The sequence below is a fragment of the Streptomyces sp. NPDC086023 genome (assembly GCF_044540325.1).
In the GTDB taxonomy this organism is placed as follows: Bacteria; Actinomycetota; Actinomycetes; order Streptomycetales; family Streptomycetaceae; genus Streptomyces.
In genome coordinates this window covers 339,251-358,231 of record NZ_JBITRX010000006.1, presented here as the reverse complement: position 1 = coordinate 358,231, position 18,981 = coordinate 339,251, and the positions used below count along the sequence as shown (strand labels likewise).

Below are 18,981 nucleotides of genomic sequence, written 5' to 3'. Positions count from 1 at the left end.
GCAGGTCCTTGACCCCTCCCCCTCCTGAAGGAGGGGGATTCCCAGCTCACTTCGCCTGACCCCCGGCGGGAGTGCAGGTCTTACAAGATCAGCACTAGCCGGGTACGAGACCAGCCCGGACGAGCATCACGCGGGCGGAGTTCTTGTCCCTGGGGGACATCGCTCCGCACGCGGTGCACGTGTACGTTCTCTCGGCAAGCGGGAGGCGGTGCTTGGCTCTCGCTCCGCAGTGCGCGCAGTCCATGGTGGTGTGCGCGGGGTTGACCAGGTGCACGGCCTTGCCGTGCTTGCGGGCCATCTCGACCAGTGCGGTCTTGGTGGCGCCGATCGCGGCGTCGGCCGCCTTGCGGGCCATGGTGGTCTTCGCGAGGAACTTCGGGCGGAAGTCCTCCACGGCGAGGTGGTCGAAGTCCCGGACGAGCCGCTTGGCCCACTTGCGACCGGTGTCCTGCCGCTGCCGGGCGATCTTCTTGGACACCTTCGCGGCTGCCCGTCGGGCCTTTTTGTATCCCTTGGTGTCGGGCTTGTTCTTCGGGGTGCGGCGCCGGGCCATCATCCGCTGGTAGTGCGCGAGTTTCGCGGCGGCCGTCTTGCCGTACTCGGCGTGCGGAAGGTCGTGGGCGTCGGAGGTAGTGGTGGCCGTCTCGGTCACGCCCCAGTCGATGCCGACCGCCGCTCCGGTCTCCGGCAGCGCTTCGGTCACGGTGGCGACGACGAACGAGGCGTACCAATGCCCGAGGCTGTCCCGGTACACCCGCACCGAGGACGGAGGCTTGGGCAGGTCCCGCGACCACACCACCGTCAAGGCGATCCCACCGGCCAGGTGCAGGCGGCCGTCCTGGAGGCGGAAGCCACGGGTCGTGTAATTCAGCGACGGCAGCGCGTCCCGCTTACGCTTGATACGGGGCATCCCGGCCCGCTGCCGCATCGGCAACCCGGCCTTGATGTCCTTCAATGCCTTCGCACGGGACTTCGCGAAGTCCCGGATGATCTGCTGCTGGGGCACGGACGCGCCTTCCCGCAGCCACGCCATCGACCGGCGGGCCTCGGTCAGCATCTCGTCGAGCTGCGCCGGGCCGCACGTCTTCTTCGTCTCGGCGTCCTTGTTGAGCCGGTGGATCTTGCGGGACATCGCCACGCACTCGTTCCACACCCACCTGCACCGCCCCCACTCCGTTTCCAGAGCGGTACGGGCGGTGGATGACAGGCGCAGCCGGTAGGTGTACCGGGCGTGCCCGGCCACCGTCTCGGCTATCGCTGCCATCGTCATGGTCCGCAAGCTAACACCCGCCACTGACAACGAAAGAGAGTGCAGGTCAGAGCAGATGCGAAGAGAACTCCGGCGCTCCGCGCCTCCGGTCCAAGGACCCGTACTCCCCCGCAAGCGGGAGGTACCCCCACCCAGCCTGGAGGCCGGGGCATCCCGGGAGAAATCAGGGTGATCGCGGGGTGGCCCGGCGCGGCGGCCACCGCGTCCGCCGGGTCGAGGATCCGGCGCACTCCCTCGCCGTCGGCGCCCGCCCGGGGCTTGACCACGCAGGGGTAGCCGATGAGGTTCGCGATGAAGGGCAGCAGGTCGGCGCGCCCGCAGCGGGCGAAGGAGACCGGCCGGCCGCCCAGGCCGTTGACCCGGGCCCGCAGCGAGGCCTTGTCCATCAGGGCGGTGACGGCCGAGGAGGGTGTGCCCGGCAGGCCCAGTTCCTCGTTGGCCCGGGCCGCGGCGAGCGCGCTGGCGGCACCGAAGCCGAAGACCGCGGCGCGCCCGGCGCGCACCTCCGCGAGGCCGCCGAGCGCGCCGACCAGCCGGGGGTGGTCGCGCCAGTCCGTCCGTACCCGCCGCTCCGCCCCCTCGCGGTCGGATGGCACGGACAGGTCGGGCGCGACCACCACGGGCTGTGCGCCGGCCCGGCGGGCCGCCGCCAGCACGGCGGGGCGCGGGCTGAGCAGAACCGCCACGGGCCGTCCTCGTCGCATACCGCGCTCCCCCCTCACGCCGTGCGACCACTCTGCCCCGGTGTCATATGCCGTCGTGTCGGATCCAGGCGTCAGGTTCGCGTCTGACGGGAACACGAGGGGTTTACAAAGCATCCGATACCGGGACCAATACGCATATGCCAGCCGACCTGCCCGCCGGGGCCCCTGCCGGGACCCACGCCGAGCGCTCCGCCGGGTCCCCTGCCGAGCCGTCCGCCGAGCCACCCGCCGAGCCGCCCGCCGGTCCGCCGCCGCCGGAGGACGCGGCGGAGCCGCTGCTGAGCCCGGAGGCCCGGCGCCTGTACGCCTGGGCCGTCGACCGGCACTCCTTCGCCACCCAGGAGGCCGTGTGCGCCTTCGGCGCGGACGCGGACGGGGCGCTGGCCGAGCTGACCGCCGGGCACCTGCTCCAGCGCGCGCCGGGCGGCGGTGACCGCTGGAGCGCCGTGGCGCCGCGGGCGGCCGCGGCCCGGGCGCTGGCCCCGCTGGCGCGGCGGGTGCGGGAGACGCAGGGCGAGATGGACCGGCTGAGCGCGGCGCTGGAGGCGCTGGTGCCGGCGTACGAGGCGGGCGCGGCGCAGCGGGACGCGGGCCGGGCGGGGCCGCTGGAGCTGGTGACCGACCTGGGCACGGTCCGGGGGATCATCGCGGAGCTGGCGGAGTCCTGCGAGCACGAGCTGCTCACCTCGCAGCCGGGCGGCGGCCGGCCGGTGGACGCGCTGGAGGAGGCCATCGGGCGGGACGAGTCGATGCTGGCCCGGGGTGTGCGGATGCGGACGATCTACCAGCACACGGCGCGCTACTCGCGGCCCACGGCGGCGTACGTGGAGCGGGTGACGGCGCTGGGGGCGCAGGTCCGCACCCTGGGCGACGGACTGATGCGGATGATCATCTTCGACCGGCACACCGGGCTGATGGCGGTGCGGGACACGCGGGGCGCGGCGCTGGTGGTGCGGGAGCCGAACGTCGTCCACTTCATGACCGGCGCCTTCGAGCGGTCCTGGCTGGGGGCGGAGCCGTTCCCCACGACGGTGGGGCCCGATCTGGCCCGCTCGATCTCGGACGAGCTTCGGGGGACGATCGTGCGGCTGCTGTCGGAGGGGCTGGAGGACAAGGCGATCGCGCGGCGGCTGGGGATGTCGGAGCGGACGTGCCAGCGGCACATCGCGGAGATCATGCGGGCTGTGGGGGCGAAGAGCCGCTTCCAGGCGGGCTACCTGATCCGTGCCGGGTCGTCCCCCGGTCCCGTGCCGGGGGCGGAGTAGGCGCACTGCCGGTCCCGTGCCGGGTGCCGGTCCCGTGCCGGGTGCGGGGGGTTGCCTCCCCCAGCCAGCGCTGGGTGATGGCCTTCTCCCCAGCCCGCCCTTCCTCCGTTCCCAGGGGCTCCGCCCCTGACCCTTCGGGGGCTCCGCCCCCGCACCCCCGCTCCTCAAACGCCGGAGGGGCTGGATATGCCCCCGGGGCTGCTTGCAGCCTCTCCGGCGTTCGAGGCGCGGGGTCACCCCAGCGGTAGCCGGGAGTCCGGGGCTGAGCCCCGGGAGAAGGGAGCAGGGTGGGGCCGGGGCAGTTTCGGCGGCGGGGCGGCCGTCAGGGGTGGGGGAGCTGGACGTCCCTGAGGAGGGAGCCCCGGCGGGAGAGGAGGAAGCGTTTGAAGGCGGCCACCGGCGGGGTGTCGGGGTGGCCGTCGAGCCAGGCCACCCCGATCTCGCGGGCGGCCCGGGGAGCCGTGACGGTCAGCTCGACCACCCCCGGCCGCGGCACCGCGGGCGGCGGCAGGAGGGCGACGCCCAGTCCGGCCGCCACCAGCCCGCGCAGCGTCTCGGCCTCCTCGCCCTCGAACGCCACCCGCGGCTTGAAGCCGGCCTCGGCGCACAGGTCGTCGGTGATCCGGCGCAGGCCGTACCCCGGTTCGAGGGTCACGAAGGTCTCCTCCGCGGCCTCCGCGAGGCGGATCCGCTTGCGCCCGGCCAGGCGGTGGTCGTCCGGGACGACCAGCCGCAGCCGCTGCTCGTCCAGCCGCCGGGCCACCAGGTCGGGGGCCTCCGGCACCGGGGAGGTCAGGCACAGGTCCAGTTCGGCGGCCCTGAGGCGTTCGATCATCGCCTCCCCGTAGTTCTGCACGAGGGAGAACCGCACCCCGGGGTGGTCCACCCGGAAGGCCCGGAGCAGGGCGGGTACCGTCTCCGAGCCCATGGTGTGCAGGAAGCCGAAGGCGACCTTGCCGGTGGACGGGTCGGCGTCCGCCCGTACGGAGTCGGCGGCCCGGCCGACCTCGGCCAGGGCCTTCTCCGTGCCGGCGAGGAAGGCCCGCCCGGCCGGGGTGAGGGAGACGCTGCGGCCCTTGCGGGCGAAGAGGGCCACCCCGAGGTCGGCCTCCAGACGCACCATCGCGCGGGACAAGGTCGGCTGGGGGACGCCCAGTTCGTGGGCGGCCCGGGTCACGTGCTCGTGGCGGGCGACGGCCTCGAACCAGGCGAGGCGGGGGGCCAGCATCTGTGTCACCGCGATGTCTTCTTCGTAACGACTCATCGACACCCGCCCCTGTGACCTCAGCTCATACGTCAGTGCATCGATTATCCCGAATTCACGCATTGGACGCATGAAATGGGCGGGCCTAGTTTTGGGGCATGCCTCCCGCTCATACCGGGGCACCCTCCACCCTGGGTGCCTCCACCCCGTCGTCCCCCGGCTCGCCCGCCCCCCTCGACCCCGGCGCCCCCGGCTACCGCCGGATGAGCTTCGCGCTCTTCGCAGCCGGTCTCGCCGCCTTCGCGCTCCTCTACTCCACGCAGGCGCTGCTGCCCGCCGTCTCCGCGTCCTTCGGGGTGACGGCCGGTCAGGCCAGCTGGACGGTGTCCGCCGCGACCGGCGCGCTCGCGCTGTTCGTCCTGCCGCTGAGCGCCCTGTCGGAGCGGTTCGGCCGGACCCGGATGATGACCGCCTCCCTCGCGGTGGCCGTCGGCGTGGGGCTGCTCGTGCCGTTCGCGCCGAACCTGGAGTGGCTGGTGGCGCTGCGGGCCGTGCAGGGCGCCGCGCTCGCGGGGCTGCCGGCCAGCGCGATGGCGTACCTGGCGGAGGAGGTCAGGCCCAGGGCCCTGGTCGGCGCGATCGGCCTGTTCGTCGCGGGCAACTCCATCGGCGGGATGAGCGGCCGCCTGGTGACCGGCTGGGCGGCGCAGCTGTGGGGCTGGCGGGCCGGGCTGGCCGCGGTCGGCGTGCTGGCGCTGGCGTGCGCGGTGGCCTTCCGGCTGCTGCTGCCCCGGGCGCGGTTCTTCTCGCCCGCCTCCCTCGACCCGCGCGCGGTGGGCCGTACCGTCGCCGGTCACCTGCGGGACCCGCTGCTGCTGCGGCTGTACGGGATCGGCGCGCTGTTCATGACCGTGTTCGGCGCGGTCTACACGGTGATCGGCTACCGGCTGGTGGACGGGTTCTCGCTGCCGCAGGGCGTGGTGGGCTCGGTCTTCCTGGTCTACCTGGTCGGTACGGCGTCCTCGGCGGCGGCCGGGCAGCTCGTGGCCAGGATGGGCCGGCGCGGCGCGCTGTACCTGGCGGTGTCGACCACCACCGCGGGCCTGCTGCTGTCCCTCTCGGACGCGCTGGCCGCCATCCTGGTGGGGCTGGTGCTGATCACCGCCGGGTTCTTCGCCGGGCACGCGGTGGCGTCCTCGTCGGTGAGCCGGGCGGCGAAGACCGGGCGCGCGCAGGCTTCGGCGCTGTACCAGTCGGCGTACTACCTCGGGTCCAGCGCGGGCGGCACGCTCGGCGCGGTGGCCTACCACGCCGCCGGATGGGGGGCGACGGTCGCGCTGGGGCTGGGCGCGGTGCTGGGCGTCGTGTCGATCACGCTGTACGGGTCCCGGGTGGCCCGGCTGGAGCGTCTGGGCCCGCGTACCGCGTAAGTACGGGCACATCTACGGCCGTTCGCCGCGCAACTGCCCCCGCTCCCCCGCGCGTCCAACCCCCGAGACCTATCAGGGTGTGCGGGGACGGGAGGACGCGATGGGGGCGTTGGCGGCGATACGTACGGTGCGGACGGGGCGGAGGACACGGCTGGGGCGCAGGGCCGGGCTGGCGGGCGCGGTGGCCGCGCTCGCCGCGCCGCTCGCGGTGGTGGCCGGGGGCACCCCGGCACAGGCGGCCTCGTGCAACCTGAGCACGGGCCCGTACCAGTCGCAGGTGGAGAAGTTCCTGGGGCGGCCGGTCGACGGCCGGCAGTCGCTCGGGGACTGCGAGGCCATCAGGGCCTTCCAGGCGAAGCACGGCATCACCCCGACCGTGGGGTACGCCGGGCCGCTCACCTGGCGCACGATGAGCACGATGCTCGCGCAGCGCGCGGCGGGCAACAACCCGAACAAGGCGGGCACCTGCCCGGTGAACCGCGGGCGCATCGCGTGCGTCGACCTGACCCGGCAGCTGAGCTGGATCCAGGACGGCAGGACGCTCAAGTACGGGCCGGTGCCGGTGCGGACGGGCAAGGACGGCACCGAGACCAGGACCGGTCTGAAGAAGATCTACTACCGCAACATCAACCACTGGTCGACGATCTACAAGGTGTGGATGCCGTACTCGCAGTTCTTCGACGGCGGGCAGGCCTTCCACTCCACGAACAAGTCCATGTGGAACCCGCCGGGCTCCGGCGGGTGCGTGAACATGCGGCCCGCGGACGCGAAGGCGTACTGGAACCTGCTCAAGAACGGCGAGGACGTGTTCGTGTACGGGCGGAAGCCGGGCACCTGAGCCTTTCGGGCTGCCGCTGTCAGTGCCCTCGGGTAGGTTCCGGAGGAGAGGACCTACCTGGGGGACGGCAGGCATGAGCGATCTGGCGACACGACCTGAACTCGACGCCGCGATGGAGCAGTACCGGCGGGAACTGACCGGGTACTGCTACCGCATGCTCGGCTCGTCGTTCGACGCGGAGGACGCGGTCCAGGACACCTTCGTGCGCGCCTGGCGCTCGTACGACAGGTTCGAGGGCCGTTCCTCGCTGCGGTCCTGGCTCTACCGCATCGCGACCAACGTCTGCCTGGACCAGCTGAACGCGGGGAACAGGCGGGCCCGCCCGATGGACCTCACCGACCAGGGTCACCAGGCCACCGCGGTGCTCAACAGCCGGCCCGAGGTGACCTGGCTGGAGCCGGTGCCGGACGGGCGGGTGCTGCCGCAGACCGCGGACCCGGCGGAGACGGCCCTGGCCAAGGAGTCGGTGCGGCTGGCCTTCATGGCCGCGCTCCAGCACCTGCCGGCCAGGCAGCGGGCCGTGCTGATCCTGCGCGAGGTGCTGGCCTGGAAGGCCGACGAGGTCGCGGAGCTGCTGGAGACCTCGGTGGCCTCGGTGAACAGCGCGCTCCAGCGGGCGCGGGCCACCATGTCCGCGCAGCAGATCAAGGAGAGCGAGTCGGCCGACCCGCTCGACGAGGAGCAGCGGGACCTGCTGGCCCGGTACCTCTCGGCCTTCGAGGCGTACGACATCGCGAAGCTGACCACCCTGCTGCACGAGGACGCGGTGCTGTCGATGCCGCCGTACGACCTGTGGATCCAGGGCCCGGCGGAGATCGCCGCCTGGCACCTGGAACAGGGCATCGGCTGTAAGGGCTCGCGGCTCGTCCCGACCACGGCGAACGGCATGCCGGCCTTCGGGCAGTACCGGCCGAGCGCGTCGGGCAGCGGACACGAGCCGTGGGCGCTGCAGGTGCTGGAGGTGTCAGCCGGGCGGATCACCGGGCTCAACGCCTTCCTCGACACCGCGCGGTGGTTCCCGCTCTTCGGGCTCCCCGAGCGTCTCCCGTAGACCGGTCAGCTCCAGGAGGGCGGCCAGCGCGGGCGGGGTGCCGGCCAGGCGGAGCCGTCCGCCGTGCCGACGGGCGGTGAGGGCCAGGCGGGCCAGGGCGTCGAGGGTGGGGAGGCCGGGGCGGGTCAGGGCGCTGAGGTCGCACACGACGGTGTGCGCGCCGCGGCGGTACCGGGCCGCCAGGTCCTGGCACAGGGCCCGTACCGCCTCCGGGGGCACCCCGGGGCCCGGGAGGCTCATCTCTTCCGTGATCGTCACGCAGGATTGACCGGTGGCGCCGCCGGAACTCATCGGCAGGGGCACGGAACGCCGGCGGGGCCGGGACTCGCGGGTGCGGGTCCCGGCCCCGCCGGCGACCGGAAGCGCAGGACTACGCGATGCGGTCCAGGACGATCGGCGTCGCCGAGAAGGCGGTGCCGGCCGGGGAGACGTCGTACGAGCCCTCCAGCGCGGAGAGGGCGTACTCGAACTTCTCCGGGGTGTCCGTGTGGAGCGTCATCAGCGGCTGGCCGGCCGTCACGGAGTCGCCCGGCTTGGCGTGCAGCTCGATGCCCGCGCCCGCCTGCACGGGGTCCTCCTTGCGCGCCCGGCCGGCGCCCAGGCGCCAGGCGCCGACGCCCACCGCGTACGCGTCCAGGCGGGTCAGCACGCCCGAGGCCGAGGCGGTCACGACGTGCTGCTCCCGGGCCACCGGCAGGGCCGCGTCCGGGTCGCCGCCCTGGGCGGAGATCATGCGGCGCCAGTGGTCCATGGCGGAGCCGTCCTTCAGGGCCCCGGCCGGGTCGGCGTCCTTGATGCCGGCCGCGTCCAGCATCTCCTTGGCCAGGGCCACGGTCAGCTCGACGACGTCGGCCGGGCCGCCGCCGGCGAGGACCTCGACCGACTCGCGGACCTCCAGGGCGTTGCCCGCGGTCAGGCCGAGCGGGGTCGACATGTCGGTCAGCAGCGCGACGGTCTTGACGCCCGAGTCGGTGCCGAGGCCGACCATGGTGCGGGCCAGCTCGCGGGCGTCCTCGATGTTCTTCATGAAGGCGCCGGAGCCGACCTTCACGTCCAGGACCAGGGAGCCGGTGCCCTCGGCGATCTTCTTGGACATGATCGAGGAGGCGATCAGCGGGATGGCCTCGACGGTGCCGGTCACGTCGCGCAGGGCGTAGAGCTTCTTGTCGGCGGGGGCCAGACCGTCACCCGCGGCACAGATGACGGCGCCCGTGGTGTCCAGGACGTGCAGCATCTCCTCGTTCGAGAGCAGCGCGCGCCAGCCGGGGATGGACTCCAGCTTGTCGAGGGTGCCGCCGGTGTGGCCGAGGCCCCGGCCGGAGAGCTGCGGGACGGCCGCGCCGCAGGCGGCGACGAGCGGGGCGAGCGGCAGGGTGATCTTGTCGCCGACGCCGCCGGTGGAGTGCTTGTCCGCGGTGGGGCGGGAGAGGGAGGAGAAGTCCATGCGCTCGCCGCTGGCGATCATCGCGGCGGTCCAGCGGGCGATCTCACCGCGGTTCATGCCGTTGAGCAGGATCGCCATGGCGAGCGCGGACATCTGCTCGTCGGCCACCACGCCGCGCGTGTACGCGTCGATGACCCAGTCGATCTGCTCGGGGCTCAGCTCGCCGCGGTCGCGCTTGGTGCGGATGACGGAGATGACGTCCATGGGATGACTACCTTTCCGGCGGTACTCGTACATCGTCGTACTGATGCGCGACTCTACGCGCATAGAGACTCGGAAACCTGACGGCCCTTCCGCGCTCGGGGCGAAAGGGCCGTCGGGGGTGCTTACTTCAGATGGCCGGGGCCGAAGGCCTGCGGCAGCATCTCGGAGAGCGGCAGGATGCCCTCCGGGGTGTCGACCAGGAGCTCGGGCCCGCCGAACTCGAACAGCAGCTGGCGGCAGCGGCCGCACGGGACGAGCAGGCTGCCCTGGCCGTCCACGCAGGTGAAGTGCGTGAGCCGGCCGCCGCCCGTGGCGGCGAGGGTGGAGACCAGCCCGCACTCGGCGCACAGGCCCAGGCCGTAGCTGGCGTTCTCCACGTTGCAGCCGGTGATCGTGCGTCCGTCGTCCACCAGGGCGGCCACGCCGACCGGGAAGCCCGAGTAGGGGGCGTACGCCCGGGACATCGCGTCCCGGGCGGCGGCCCGCAGGGCCTCCCAGTCGACCGTGCCGGTCACCGGGGTCACTTGCCCTGGCCCTTGCGGTACGGCAGACCGTCGGCCTTCGGCATGCGCAGGCGCTGCGCCGAGAGGGCGAGCACCAGCAGCGTGGTGACGTACGGCGCGGCGTCCACGAACTGGCTGGGCAGCACGTCGGTGAGCGCGTACCAGGCGAAGACGCCGGCGCCGACGGCCAGCGCGATGCCCGCCTGCCAGTGCTTGCGCTTGTACAGCTGCCAGGCCGCGGCCAGCACGAGCAGGATGCCCACCAGCAGCAGCATCGCGTGGACGTTCTCGGCACCGCCGCGCAGCTTGAGGCTGTCGGTGAAGCCGAACAGGCCGGCGCCCAGCGCCATGCCGCCCGGCATCCAGTTGCCGAAGATCATCGCGGCGAGACCGATGTAGCCGCGACCGCCGGTCTGGCCCTCCTGGTAGATGCCGGTGGACACGATCGCGAGGAAGGCGCCACCGAGGCCGGCCAGGCCGCCGGAGACCACCACGGCGATGTACTTGTACTTGTAGACGTTCACGCCGAGGGACTCGGCCGCGATCGGGTTCTCACCGCAGGAGCGCAGGCGCAGGCCGAAGGCGGTCCGCCACAGCACCCACCAGGTGGCGGGGATCAGCAGCAGGGCCACGACGGTCAGCAGCGACAGCTCGGTGACCAGGCCGCCGAGCACGCCGGCGACGTCCGAGACGAGGAACCAGTGTTTGGCCTGGAGGTCGGCCAGCCAGTCCGAGAGCCCGGGGACCGTGATGTTCGTGATCGGCTCGATCCGCGGGGACTGCTTGGAGGAGCCGCCCTCGGCCTCGGCGAACGTGTAGTTCGAGAGGTACTGGGTCATGCCGACCGCGAGGATGTTCACGGCCACACCGGAGACGATGTGGTTGACGTTGAAGGTCACGGTGATGATCGCGTGCAGCAGGCCGCCGAGCGCGCCGCCGACGATGCCCAGGACCACACCGGTCCAGGGGCCCCACTGGTAGCCGGCCCAGGCGCCGAACCAGGTGCCGAGGATCATCATGCCTTCGAGGCCGATGTTGACCACGCCCGCGCGCTCGGCCCACAGACCGCCGAGGCCGGCCAGGCCGATCGGGACGGCGAGCTGGAGCGCGCCGGACACCTGGCCGACGGAGGTCAGGTCGTTGGCGCCGCTGATCAGCCGGACCAGCGACACCAGGGCCAGGCCGCCCGCGATGATCAGCAGGATCCACGGCAGGGTCAGCTTCTTGCGGCCGCCGCTCCCCTTGGGCGCGGCGCTCGTCGCGGAGACGGTGCTGGTGCTCACGCCGCGACCTCCTTATCGGTCTTCATGGCGCCACCGGCGGCCAGCTCCTCGCCGACCTTCTGCTGCTGGCGGCGGATGCCGTAGCGGCGGACGAGTTCGTACGAGACGACGACCGCGATCACGATCAGGCCCTTCATGATCGTGGCGATTTCCTTGGCGTACCCGTACTGGTCCAGGGAGGCGGACGCCTTGTCCAGGAACGCGATCAGCAGGGCGCTGAAGAAGATGCCGACCGGGTTGTTTCGGCCCAGCAGCGCGATGGTGATGCCGGTGAAGCCGACACCGACCGGGAACGACAGGCTGTACGTGTGGGTGTCGCCCAGCAGCGTGGGCATGCCGGCCAGTCCGGCGACGGCGCCCGAGATCAGCATCGAGGTGAGGATCATCTTCTTGGCGTCCACGCCCGAGGCCTGGGCCGCGGACTCGCTGGCGCCGGTGGCGCGCAGGTCGAAGCCGAAGCGGGTCCGGTTGAGGACGAACCAGTAGACGACGCCCAGGGCGAAGGCCACGAAGGTGAAGCCGTAGATCTCGCCGGAGTCGCCCATGCTGACGGCCGGGAACCAGCCCGACTCGGGGATGTCACCGGTGGTGAGGTCGTTCGAGCCCTCGGGCTGCACACCGAGGTTCTTCGGCAGCAGCAGCCAGGCGATCAGGCTGGTCGCGATGGCGTTCAGCATGATCGTGGAGACGACCTCGCTGACGCCGCGCTTGGCCTTGAGCACGCCGGCGATGCCGGCCCAGAAGGCGCCGACGCACATCGCGACGACCACGATGAGCAGGATCTGGAGCGGGCCGGGCAGCGTCACCGAGGCGCCGACGACGGCCGAGAGCATCGCGGCCAGGCGGTACTGGCCGTCGACGCCGATGTTGAAGAGGTTCATCCGGAAGCCGATGGCGACGGCCAGGGCTGCCAGGTAGTACGTGCCGGTCTGGTTCAGGATCAGGACCTGGACGTCCTCGTAACCGGCGTTCTCGATCATCAGCCGGATCGGCTCGATCGGGTTCACGCCGGTCGCCAGCAGCACCAGCGAGGTCAGGACGAACGCGCTGGCCAGGGCGAGCACCGGTCCGGCGGCGCCCAGGATCAGCTTGTCCTTGTCGATCTTCTTCATCGGCCCTCGTCCTCCGGCGAATCGGCGCCCGCGGCGGAGTCGTTGTTCTCGGTCTCGGTCTGGGTGCCGTTCTCGCCGGCCTCCAGGTGGCCCCGGGCTGCGCCGGTCATGGCGGTGCCCAGCTCCTCCGGGGTGATGGTCGCGGGGTCGGCGTCCGCGACCAGACGACCCCGGTAGATCACGCGGAGCGTGTCCGACAGGCCGATGAGCTCGTCGAGGTCGGCCGAGATCAGCAGGACTGCCAGGCCCTCGCGGCGGGCCTCGCGGATCGCGTCCCAGATCTGCGCCTGCGCGCCGACGTCCACACCACGGGTGGGGTGGGCGGCGATCAGGAACTTCGGGCCGTGGCTCATCTCGCGGCCGACGATCAGCTTCTGCTGGTTGCCGCCGGAGAGCGAGGCCGCGGTGACCTCGATGCCGGGGGTGCGGACGTCGTACTCGCGCACGATCCGCTCGGTGTCCTTGCGGGCCGCCTTCGGGTCGAGGATGCCGCCCTTGGAGTTCGGGCGCTCGGTGACGTGGCCCAGGATGCGGTTCTCCCACAGCGGGGACTCCAGCAGCAGGCCGTGCCGGTGCCGGTCCTCGGGGATGTAGCCGATGCCGCCCTCGCGCCGCTTGCGGGTGGGCGTCGTCGAGATGTCCTGGCCGTCCAGCGTGATGACGCCGCCGTCCGGGATGCTCATGCCCATCAGGGCCTCGATGAGCTCCGTCTGGCCGTTGCCCTCGACGCCGGCGATGCCGAGCACCTCACCCTTGTGGATGGTGAAGTCGATGCCGGCCAGCACCTCGCGGACCACGCCGTCGGGGTCGGTCGCCGTCAGCTTCAGGTCGGAGACCGTCAGCATCGGGGTGGTGGTGACCGTCGACTCGCGGGTCTCCGGCGAGGGCAGCTCGCTGCCGACCATCAGCTCGGCGAGCTGCTTGGTGGTGGCGGTCTTCGGGTCGGCGGTGCCGACGGTGGTGCCGCGCCGGATGACGGTGATGTCGTCGGCGACCTTCAGCACCTCGCCCAGCTTGTGGGAGATGAAGATGACCGTCAGACCCTCGGACTTGAGCTCCCGCAGGTTGTCGAAGAGCGCGTCCACCTCCTGCGGCACGAGCACGGCGGTCGGCTCGTCGAGGATGAGGATCCGGGCGCCGCGGTAGAGGACCTTGAGGATCTCCACGCGCTGGCGGTCGGCGACACCGAGGTCCTCGACCAGGGCGTCCGGGCGCACGCCCAGGCCGTACGCGTCGGAGATCTCCTGGATCTTCTTCCGCGCCTTGGCGCCGATGCCGTACAGCTTCTCGCCGCCGAGGACCACGTTCTCGAGGACGGTGAGGTTGTCGGCGAGCATGAAGTGCTGGTGCACCATGCCGATGCCGCGGGCGATGGCGTCGCCGGGCGTGTTGAAGGTGACCTGCTCCCCGTCGATGGCGATGGTGCCCTCGTCCGGCTTCTGCATGCCGTAGAGGATCTTCATCAGGGTCGACTTGCCGGCGCCGTTCTCACCGATCAGGGCATGCACGGTGCCCTTGCGGACGGTGATCGCGATGTCCTTGTTGGCGACGACGCCGGGGAAGCGCTTGGTAATGCCGTGCAGTTCTACGGCGGGGGGCGGGCTGGACGCGTTGATGACGCACTCTCCTTGGCGCGAAGGAGCGGGAAGGCAGGGTCTGGCGGTGACGGGGGGCAGGGCTGGGAGGGCGGTGAGAGAAGGTATCGCGTCCACGACACCTCTACGCGCGTAGCACTGCCGAAAAAGAAAAGATTGAGCCGCAAACGCGGCCCGGGGCCCGGGAGGCGGCACCGCCTGCCTCTCCGGACCCCGTCTGAACGCGTCCTTACGGAGCGGTCTTGACCTTGACCTTGCCGGCGATGATGTCGGCCTTGGCCTTCTCGACGGCGGCGATGAGCTCGGTCATGCTCTTGTACTGCGGGTTGGAGTCGGCCAGGCCGACGCCGTCCTTGTCCAGACCGTAGCGGACCTCACCGGTCTGCGGCTTGCCGTCCTTGACGGACTTGATCAGGTTGAAGACCGCGTCCGAGACGTCCTTGGTGACGGAGGTCAGGATCTTGTCCTTGTACTTCGCCAGACCGGCCTGGTTGTACTGGTCCGAGTCGACGCCGATGGCCCACTTGCCCGCGGTGGAGGCGGCCTCGATGGAGCCCGAGCCGGCAAGACCGGCGGCGGCGTAGACGACGTCCGCGCCCTTGGCGATCTGACCCTGGGCGGCGGCCTTGCCGAGGTCCGGCTTGGCGAAGCCCTCGAAGTTCGGCGGCTGCGACAGGTACTGGGTCAGCACCTCGGCCTTGGGGTTGGTGTCCTTGACGCCCTGGACGTAACCGGCCTCGAACTTCTTGATCAGCGGAACCTCGACACCGCCGATGAAGCCGACCTTGCCGGTCTTGGACGCCTTGGCGGCGGCCACGCCCGCGAGGTAGGAGCCCTGCTCCTCGTTGAAGACCATGTTCGCGACGTTGGCGCCGGTCACCGAGGTGTCGTCGATGATGCCGAAGGTGGTCTTCGGGAACTTCGGGGCGACCTTCTTGATGGCCGGGGCGTAGGCGAAGCCGACACCGATGACCGGGTTGGCGCCGGAGCGGGCCAGCTCGGTGAGGCGCTGCACCTTGTCGGCGTCGCTCTCACCCTCGGTCGGCTCGGCCTCCTTGACCTTGACCTTGAGGTCGGCCTGGGCCTTCTCGGCGCCCGCGTACGCGGCGTCGTTGAAGGACTGGTCGCCGCGGCCGCCGATGTCGTAGGCGATGGCGGCGGTGGAGGCGGCGGTCGTCGAGTCAGAGGACCCGGCGTCCGTGGACTTCTTGCCACCACAGGCGGTGGCGGTAAGCGCGAGGGCCGCGGACGCGACGCCCACGGTGGCGATCCTGGTGATCCGGCGCAAGGGGAGGCTCCTTCAAAACCTGACCGAAGCGCCACTGACCGGCGCTGGTTTCGCCGCGATCGTAACGCGCGTAGATGTCAGTTAAAGGCCCCTTCAGGAGTCGTTATCGGATCGTCGCGAACCGGACAGTGACCGATCGGTAACCCAACTGGCCCGAAACCTTGTTGCACAAGGCCTTTCCCGGACGTGTACGGCCGGGAAAGGCCTCGTGCGAGATCTACCCGTTGCCCCGGGCGCGGCGCCCGTCGAGCAGGGCCGCGGCCGTGAACATCTCGACACCGGTGGTGATGGCGGACTCGTCCACGTCGAAGTCGCCGCGGTGCAGGTCGCGCTTGACGGGATCGCCCGGAGTGCGGACACCCAGACGGGCCATCGCACCGGGCACGTGTTCCAGATACCAGGAGAAGTCCTCACCGCCCAGGCTCTGCTCGGTGTCCTCCACCGAGTGGGCTCCGCAGCGGGCGGCCATGGCGTCGCGGAGCAGTTCGGTCACCACCGGGTCGTTGACGACCGGCGGCACCCCGCGCACGTAGTTGATCTCCGTCTTGGCCCGGTGCATCCCTGCGACCTCGTCGATGGCGGCGTGGATCAGGTCCGGCGCCTCGTGCCACGCGTTCAGGTCCAGGCAGCGCACGGTGCCGCTGAGCTCCGCGGTCATCGGGATGACGTTGCACGCGTGGCCGGAAGCGATCTTGCCCCAGGTGACGGCCAGCCCCGCGCGGGTGTCGACCCGGCGGGCCAGCAGCGCGGGCACGTCCACGGCGACCCGGGCCGCCGCCGTGACCATGTCCGTGGTCAGGTGCGGACGGGCGGTGTGGCCGCCGGCACCCTCCAGGGTGATCTCCAGGCGGTCGCAGGCCGAGGTGATCGGCCCGGGCCGCAGGCCGATCTTCCCGGCGTCGACGCGCGGGTCGCAGTGCACGGCGATCATCTGTCCGACCCCGTCCAGCACCCCGGACTCGATGGCGTCGCTGGCGCCGCCGGGCAGCACCTCCTCCGCGGGCTGGAACAGCAGCCGCACGGGCCTGGGCAGCAGCCCCTGGCGGTGCAGCGCGGCCAGCACCAGGCCGGTGCCGAGGACCACGGTGGTGTGCACGTCGTGGCCGCAGGCGTGCGCCCGGTCGGGGACGGTGGACCGGTACGGCACGCCGACCTTGGCGTCCGGGATGGGCAGGGCGTCGATGTCCGCACGGAACCCCAGCATCGGCCGCTGGCCGTCCCAGCTCCCGATGTCGCAGATCAGCCCCGTACCGGTCTCCAGTACGCGGGGCCGCAGGCCGGCTTTCTCCAGTCTGGCCTTGATCGCTGCGGTGGTCCGGAACTCCTGGTGGCCCAGCTCCGGATGCATGTGCAAGTCCCGGCGGAACGCGATCAGTTCGGCTCGCAGGTTCTCCGGGAGCTTGCCGGGCAGCGCGGGTTCGACGGGCTTGCCGGAAAGGACGGTCTGGGACTCGCGGGACATCAACTGGTTCACCCGTTGAAGGGTAGGCGCACCCAGCACCCAACTGGCTGGAGATCAGGAAAAGTTCAGCCCGTTAGGGGAAGAAAAACCGGCTGCTGGGTGCATGACCTATGTGTCGGGGGGGTAAACTCCGCCGGTCACTCGGCCGACACGGCGGTTCACGATGCCGCGCTCGCGGCGAGCCTGCGCACGTCACGGGCGGTGTCGGTGACCCCGGCGAGGAAACTCCGGGCCCTCGGCGAGGCCCCTCCGGTGAGCCAGGCCGGGTCGACGTCGCAGACCGCGACGGTCACGCCGGTGCCGCGCAGTGCGTAGGGCAGCGTGTGGACGACCGTGGACGGAAAGCTGACGATCGTACGTCCGATGGGTCCACGCCGTGCGATGAGTTCGAGCGGCAGGTCCGGACGGACGATCTCCAGGCCGGTCGCCTCGCTCAGGGTGCGCAGCTTCTCGGGGCTCTCGCGGCGGTGCGCGAAGTACCGGGTGGCCCCGTAGGCCGCGGCGAGGGAGCGTACGGCCGCCACGTACCGCTCGGGCTCCACGACCCCCGTCTCCACCAGCGAGGTGCCGACGAGGTCGGTGCCCTGGGTGAGCCGGGGCGGCCCGAAGGCGGACCGGGTCCAGGCGAACTCGTTCACCCGCAGCTCCACGCCCTCGGGCACGGTGACGGGCATCGAGCTGAAGACCTCGACCCGCCGGCCGGTGCGGGCGGGGGTGAAGCGGCGCCGGGCGGTAGAGGAGACCGGCGCGTACGCGAGCTCCTTGACCTTTCCCGGCAGGCCCTGGGCGCCGACCCGGTGCCAGCGCACCAGCCGCTCGCCCCGCGCGATCTGGCCGGCGAACTCCATGGTGGCCGTGCCGTCGTCCACGACGACCAGCTCCGGCGCCCGCACCAGCGTCAGCAGCAGCTGGACGAAGCGGGAGAAGGGGTCGCCGACCACGATCCGGTCGGCCCGGCGCATGTCCCGGGCCAGGGCCCCCACGGCCCGGAGGGGCGCGAGCCGGCCGCCGCGCGCCTCCTGCCACCGCACCTGGTGCCCCTCGTCGCGGGCCAGCGCGGCCATCCGCCGCAGCTGGCCGCGCGACATGGGGTCCACCGGCGGCAGGACCACGATCCGCAGCCCTTCGAGGGGCGGGACGCGGCGCCCGCCGCGGGTGGGCTGGGCGGGCATGGCGGCGAGGAGCGGCCACTCCGCCTGTGCCACCGCCTCCGCATGGGCCCACTCCAGGACGTTCAGGAGCTGTACCGGGCTCTCCACGAGGGCCAGGATGGACGCGCTGCTCTCACTCACCACGTTCTCCTCGTCTGCTGGTCGTGGGGCGGGGCGGGGCGGCTCAGACGGCCGCGAGCTCGGGGACCTCGCCCTGGACCCGGCGGAGCTTCTTCATCGGGCCGAGCTCGGACTCGTACACGCGCTTGACGCCGTCGCCGAGGGCGGTCTCGATGGTGCGGATGTCGCGGACCAGGCGGGCGAGGCCGCCGGGCTCGACGGACGCGGCCTGGTCGGAGCCCCACATCGCGCGGTCGAGGGTGATGTGGCGCTCGACGAAGGTGGCGCCCAGGGCGACGGCCGCGAGGGTGGTCTGCAGGCCGGTCTCATGGCCGCTGTAGCCGATCGGGACGTTCGGGTACTCGTCCATGAGCGTGTTGATCACGCGCAGGTTGAGCTCCTCGGCCTTGGCCGGGTACGTGGAAGTGGCGTGGCAGAGCAGGATGTTGGCGCTGCCGAGCACCTCCACCGCGTGGCGGATCTGCCGCGGGGTGGACATGCCGGTGGAGAGGATCACGGTGCGGCCGGTGGCGCGCAGGGCGCGCAGCAGCTCGTCGTCGGTCAGGGAGGCGGAGGCCACCTTGTGGGCGGGGACGTCGAACTTCTCCAGGAAGGCGACGGCCTCGGTGTCCCACGGGGAGGCGAACCAGTCGATGCCGCGCTTGGCACAGTGCTCGTCGATGGCGCGGTACTCGTCCTCGCCGAACTCGACCTTGTGGCGGTAGTCGATGTAGGTCATGCGGCCCCACGGGGTGTCGCGCTCGATGTCCCACTGGTCGCGCGGGGTGCAGATCTCGGGGGTGCGCTTCTGGAACTTCACGGCGTCGCAGCCGGCCTCGGCCGCGGCGTCGATCAGGGCGAAGGCGTTGTCGAGGTCGCCGTTGTGGTTGATGCCGATCTCGCCGACGACGTAGACGGGCTGCCCCGGGCCGGCGGTGCGGGAGCCGAGGGTGCGCAGGCGCGGGGAGGCGGAGGAGGCGGTCATGGCAGGTGACGTCCTTCGTGTCGGTGCGTGGGGTGCTGGAGCGGGGGGTGAGGTGGGGTGGGGCTCGTGGCT

17 protein-coding genes are annotated in these 18,981 nt (G+C 71.8%); 4 read left to right on the top strand and 13 right to left on the bottom strand.

The genetic code is table 11. The annotated features are described in order from the left end of the window. Positions 1-94 precede the first annotated feature (94 nt). Positions 95-1,270, bottom strand: a complete 1,176-nt coding sequence (locus ACIF6F_RS15370) for an RNA-guided endonuclease InsQ/TnpB family protein (protein WP_399946385.1) — start codon at positions 1,268-1,270, stop codon at positions 95-97. Next, the gene (locus ACIF6F_RS15365) at positions 1,267-1,956 is read right to left on the bottom strand and encodes a hypothetical protein (protein WP_399946382.1); all 690 of its coding nucleotides are present in this window, start codon (positions 1,954-1,956) and stop codon (positions 1,267-1,269) included. The genes ACIF6F_RS15370 and ACIF6F_RS15365 overlap by 4 nt, the downstream gene beginning before the upstream one ends. Positions 1,957-2,111: 155 nt before the next feature. Between ACIF6F_RS15365 and ACIF6F_RS15360 the strand changes: the two genes are divergently transcribed. After that, positions 2,112-3,239 carry a LuxR C-terminal-related transcriptional regulator gene (locus tag ACIF6F_RS15360; protein WP_399946380.1) on the top strand — a complete coding sequence of 376 codons (1,128 nt, stop codon included), beginning with the start codon at positions 2,112-2,114 and terminating at the stop codon, positions 3,237-3,239. A gap of 322 nt (positions 3,240-3,561) precedes the next feature. Here ACIF6F_RS15360 and ACIF6F_RS15355 read toward each other — a convergent pair whose 3' ends face one another. Further along, the gene (locus tag ACIF6F_RS15355) at positions 3,562-4,467 is read right to left on the bottom strand and encodes a LysR family transcriptional regulator (protein WP_399946550.1); all 906 of its coding nucleotides are present in this window, start codon (positions 4,465-4,467) and stop codon (positions 3,562-3,564) included. A gap of 134 nt (positions 4,468-4,601) precedes the next feature. On the opposite strand from ACIF6F_RS15355, the gene ACIF6F_RS15350 reads away from it, so the two are divergent. From ACIF6F_RS15350 to ACIF6F_RS15340, 3 genes are all read left to right on the top strand, one after another. Beyond that, complete coding sequence (locus tag ACIF6F_RS15350; protein ID WP_399946378.1) at positions 4,602-5,873, top strand: MFS transporter; 1,272 nt, start codon at positions 4,602-4,604, stop codon at positions 5,871-5,873. A 100-nt stretch (positions 5,874-5,973) separates the two neighbouring features. Next, positions 5,974-6,711, top strand: a complete 738-nt coding sequence (locus ACIF6F_RS15345; RefSeq protein ID WP_399946376.1) for a L,D-transpeptidase family protein — start codon at positions 5,974-5,976, stop codon at positions 6,709-6,711. A gap of 73 nt (positions 6,712-6,784) precedes the next feature. Beyond that, positions 6,785-7,762, top strand: a complete 978-nt coding sequence (locus tag ACIF6F_RS15340) for a sigma-70 family RNA polymerase sigma factor (protein ID WP_399946373.1) — start codon at positions 6,785-6,787, stop codon at positions 7,760-7,762. Here ACIF6F_RS15340 and ACIF6F_RS15335 read toward each other — a convergent pair. From ACIF6F_RS15335 to ACIF6F_RS15290, 10 genes are all read right to left on the bottom strand, one after another. Beyond that, positions 7,676-8,020: an STAS domain-containing protein gene (locus ACIF6F_RS15335; protein ID WP_399946371.1), complete on the bottom strand. Its 345-nt coding sequence runs from the start codon at positions 8,018-8,020 to the stop codon at positions 7,676-7,678. The genes ACIF6F_RS15340 and ACIF6F_RS15335 overlap by 87 nt on opposite strands. Positions 8,021-8,132: 112 nt before the next feature. After that, entirely contained in the window at positions 8,133-9,410 is a 1,278-nt protein-coding gene (locus tag ACIF6F_RS15330; protein WP_399946368.1) for a thymidine phosphorylase, read from the bottom strand. A gap of 122 nt (positions 9,411-9,532) precedes the next feature. Further along, positions 9,533-9,925, bottom strand: coding sequence for a cytidine deaminase (locus ACIF6F_RS15325; protein ID WP_399946547.1), 393 nt, complete (start codon positions 9,923-9,925; stop codon positions 9,533-9,535). Positions 9,926-9,930: 5 nt separating this feature from the next. Further along, the gene (locus ACIF6F_RS15320; protein ID WP_399946365.1) at positions 9,931-11,196 is read right to left on the bottom strand and encodes an ABC transporter permease; all 1,266 of its coding nucleotides are present in this window, start codon (positions 11,194-11,196) and stop codon (positions 9,931-9,933) included. Beyond that, positions 11,193-12,308, bottom strand: a complete 1,116-nt coding sequence (locus tag ACIF6F_RS15315; RefSeq protein WP_399946363.1) for an ABC transporter permease — start codon at positions 12,306-12,308, stop codon at positions 11,193-11,195. Before ACIF6F_RS15315 ends, ACIF6F_RS15320 begins: the two co-directional genes overlap by 4 nt. Beyond that, positions 12,305-13,924 carry an ABC transporter ATP-binding protein gene (locus tag ACIF6F_RS15310; protein WP_399946545.1) on the bottom strand — a complete coding sequence of 540 codons (1,620 nt, stop codon included), beginning with the start codon at positions 13,922-13,924 and terminating at the stop codon, positions 12,305-12,307. Before ACIF6F_RS15310 ends, ACIF6F_RS15315 begins: the two co-directional genes overlap by 4 nt. A gap of 208 nt (positions 13,925-14,132) precedes the next feature. Beyond that, on the bottom strand, positions 14,133-15,191 hold the full coding sequence (locus ACIF6F_RS15305; RefSeq protein ID WP_399946361.1) for a BMP family protein: 1,059 nt from the start codon (positions 15,189-15,191) through the stop codon (positions 14,133-14,135). Positions 15,192-15,408: 217 nt separating this feature from the next. After that, a complete protein-coding gene (locus ACIF6F_RS15300; RefSeq protein ID WP_399946542.1) occupies positions 15,409-16,653 on the bottom strand; it encodes an amidohydrolase in 1,245 nt (414 codons plus the stop codon). Between the two features lie 158 nt (positions 16,654-16,811). After that, complete coding sequence (locus ACIF6F_RS15295; protein ID WP_399946359.1) at positions 16,812-17,945, bottom strand: hypothetical protein; 1,134 nt, start codon at positions 17,943-17,945, stop codon at positions 16,812-16,814. A 43-nt stretch (positions 17,946-17,988) separates the two neighbouring features. Beyond that, on the bottom strand, positions 17,989-18,909 hold the full coding sequence (locus ACIF6F_RS15290) for an N-acetylneuraminate synthase family protein (protein ID WP_399946357.1): 921 nt from the start codon (positions 18,907-18,909) through the stop codon (positions 17,989-17,991). Between the last annotated feature and the right edge of the window lie 72 nt (positions 18,910-18,981).

Bases quoted from the DNA above. Each gene is read 5' to 3' on its own strand.
- ACIF6F_RS15370 (WP_399946385.1), bottom strand. From the start codon at position 1,270: ATGACGATGGCAGCGATAGCCGAGACGGTGGCCGGGCACGCCCGGTAC.
- ACIF6F_RS15360 (WP_399946380.1), top strand. From the start codon at position 2,112: ATGCCAGCCGACCTGCCCGCCGGGGCCCCTGCCGGGACCCACGCCGAG.
- ACIF6F_RS15355 (WP_399946550.1), bottom strand. From the start codon at position 4,467: ATGCTGGCCCCCCGCCTCGCCTGGTTCGAGGCCGTCGCCCGCCACGAG.
- ACIF6F_RS15350 (WP_399946378.1), top strand. From the start codon at position 4,602: ATGCCTCCCGCTCATACCGGGGCACCCTCCACCCTGGGTGCCTCCACC.
- ACIF6F_RS15345 (WP_399946376.1), top strand. From the start codon at position 5,974: ATGGGGGCGTTGGCGGCGATACGTACGGTGCGGACGGGGCGGAGGACA.
- ACIF6F_RS15340 (WP_399946373.1), top strand. From the start codon at position 6,785: ATGAGCGATCTGGCGACACGACCTGAACTCGACGCCGCGATGGAGCAG.
- ACIF6F_RS15330 (WP_399946368.1), bottom strand. From the start codon at position 9,410: ATGGACGTCATCTCCGTCATCCGCACCAAGCGCGACCGCGGCGAGCTG.
- ACIF6F_RS15315 (WP_399946363.1), bottom strand. From the start codon at position 12,308: ATGAAGAAGATCGACAAGGACAAGCTGATCCTGGGCGCCGCCGGACCG.
- ACIF6F_RS15300 (WP_399946542.1), bottom strand. From the start codon at position 16,653: ATGTCCCGCGAGTCCCAGACCGTCCTTTCCGGCAAGCCCGTCGAACCC.
- ACIF6F_RS15290 (WP_399946357.1), bottom strand. From the start codon at position 18,909: ATGACCGCCTCCTCCGCCTCCCCGCGCCTGCGCACCCTCGGCTCCCGC.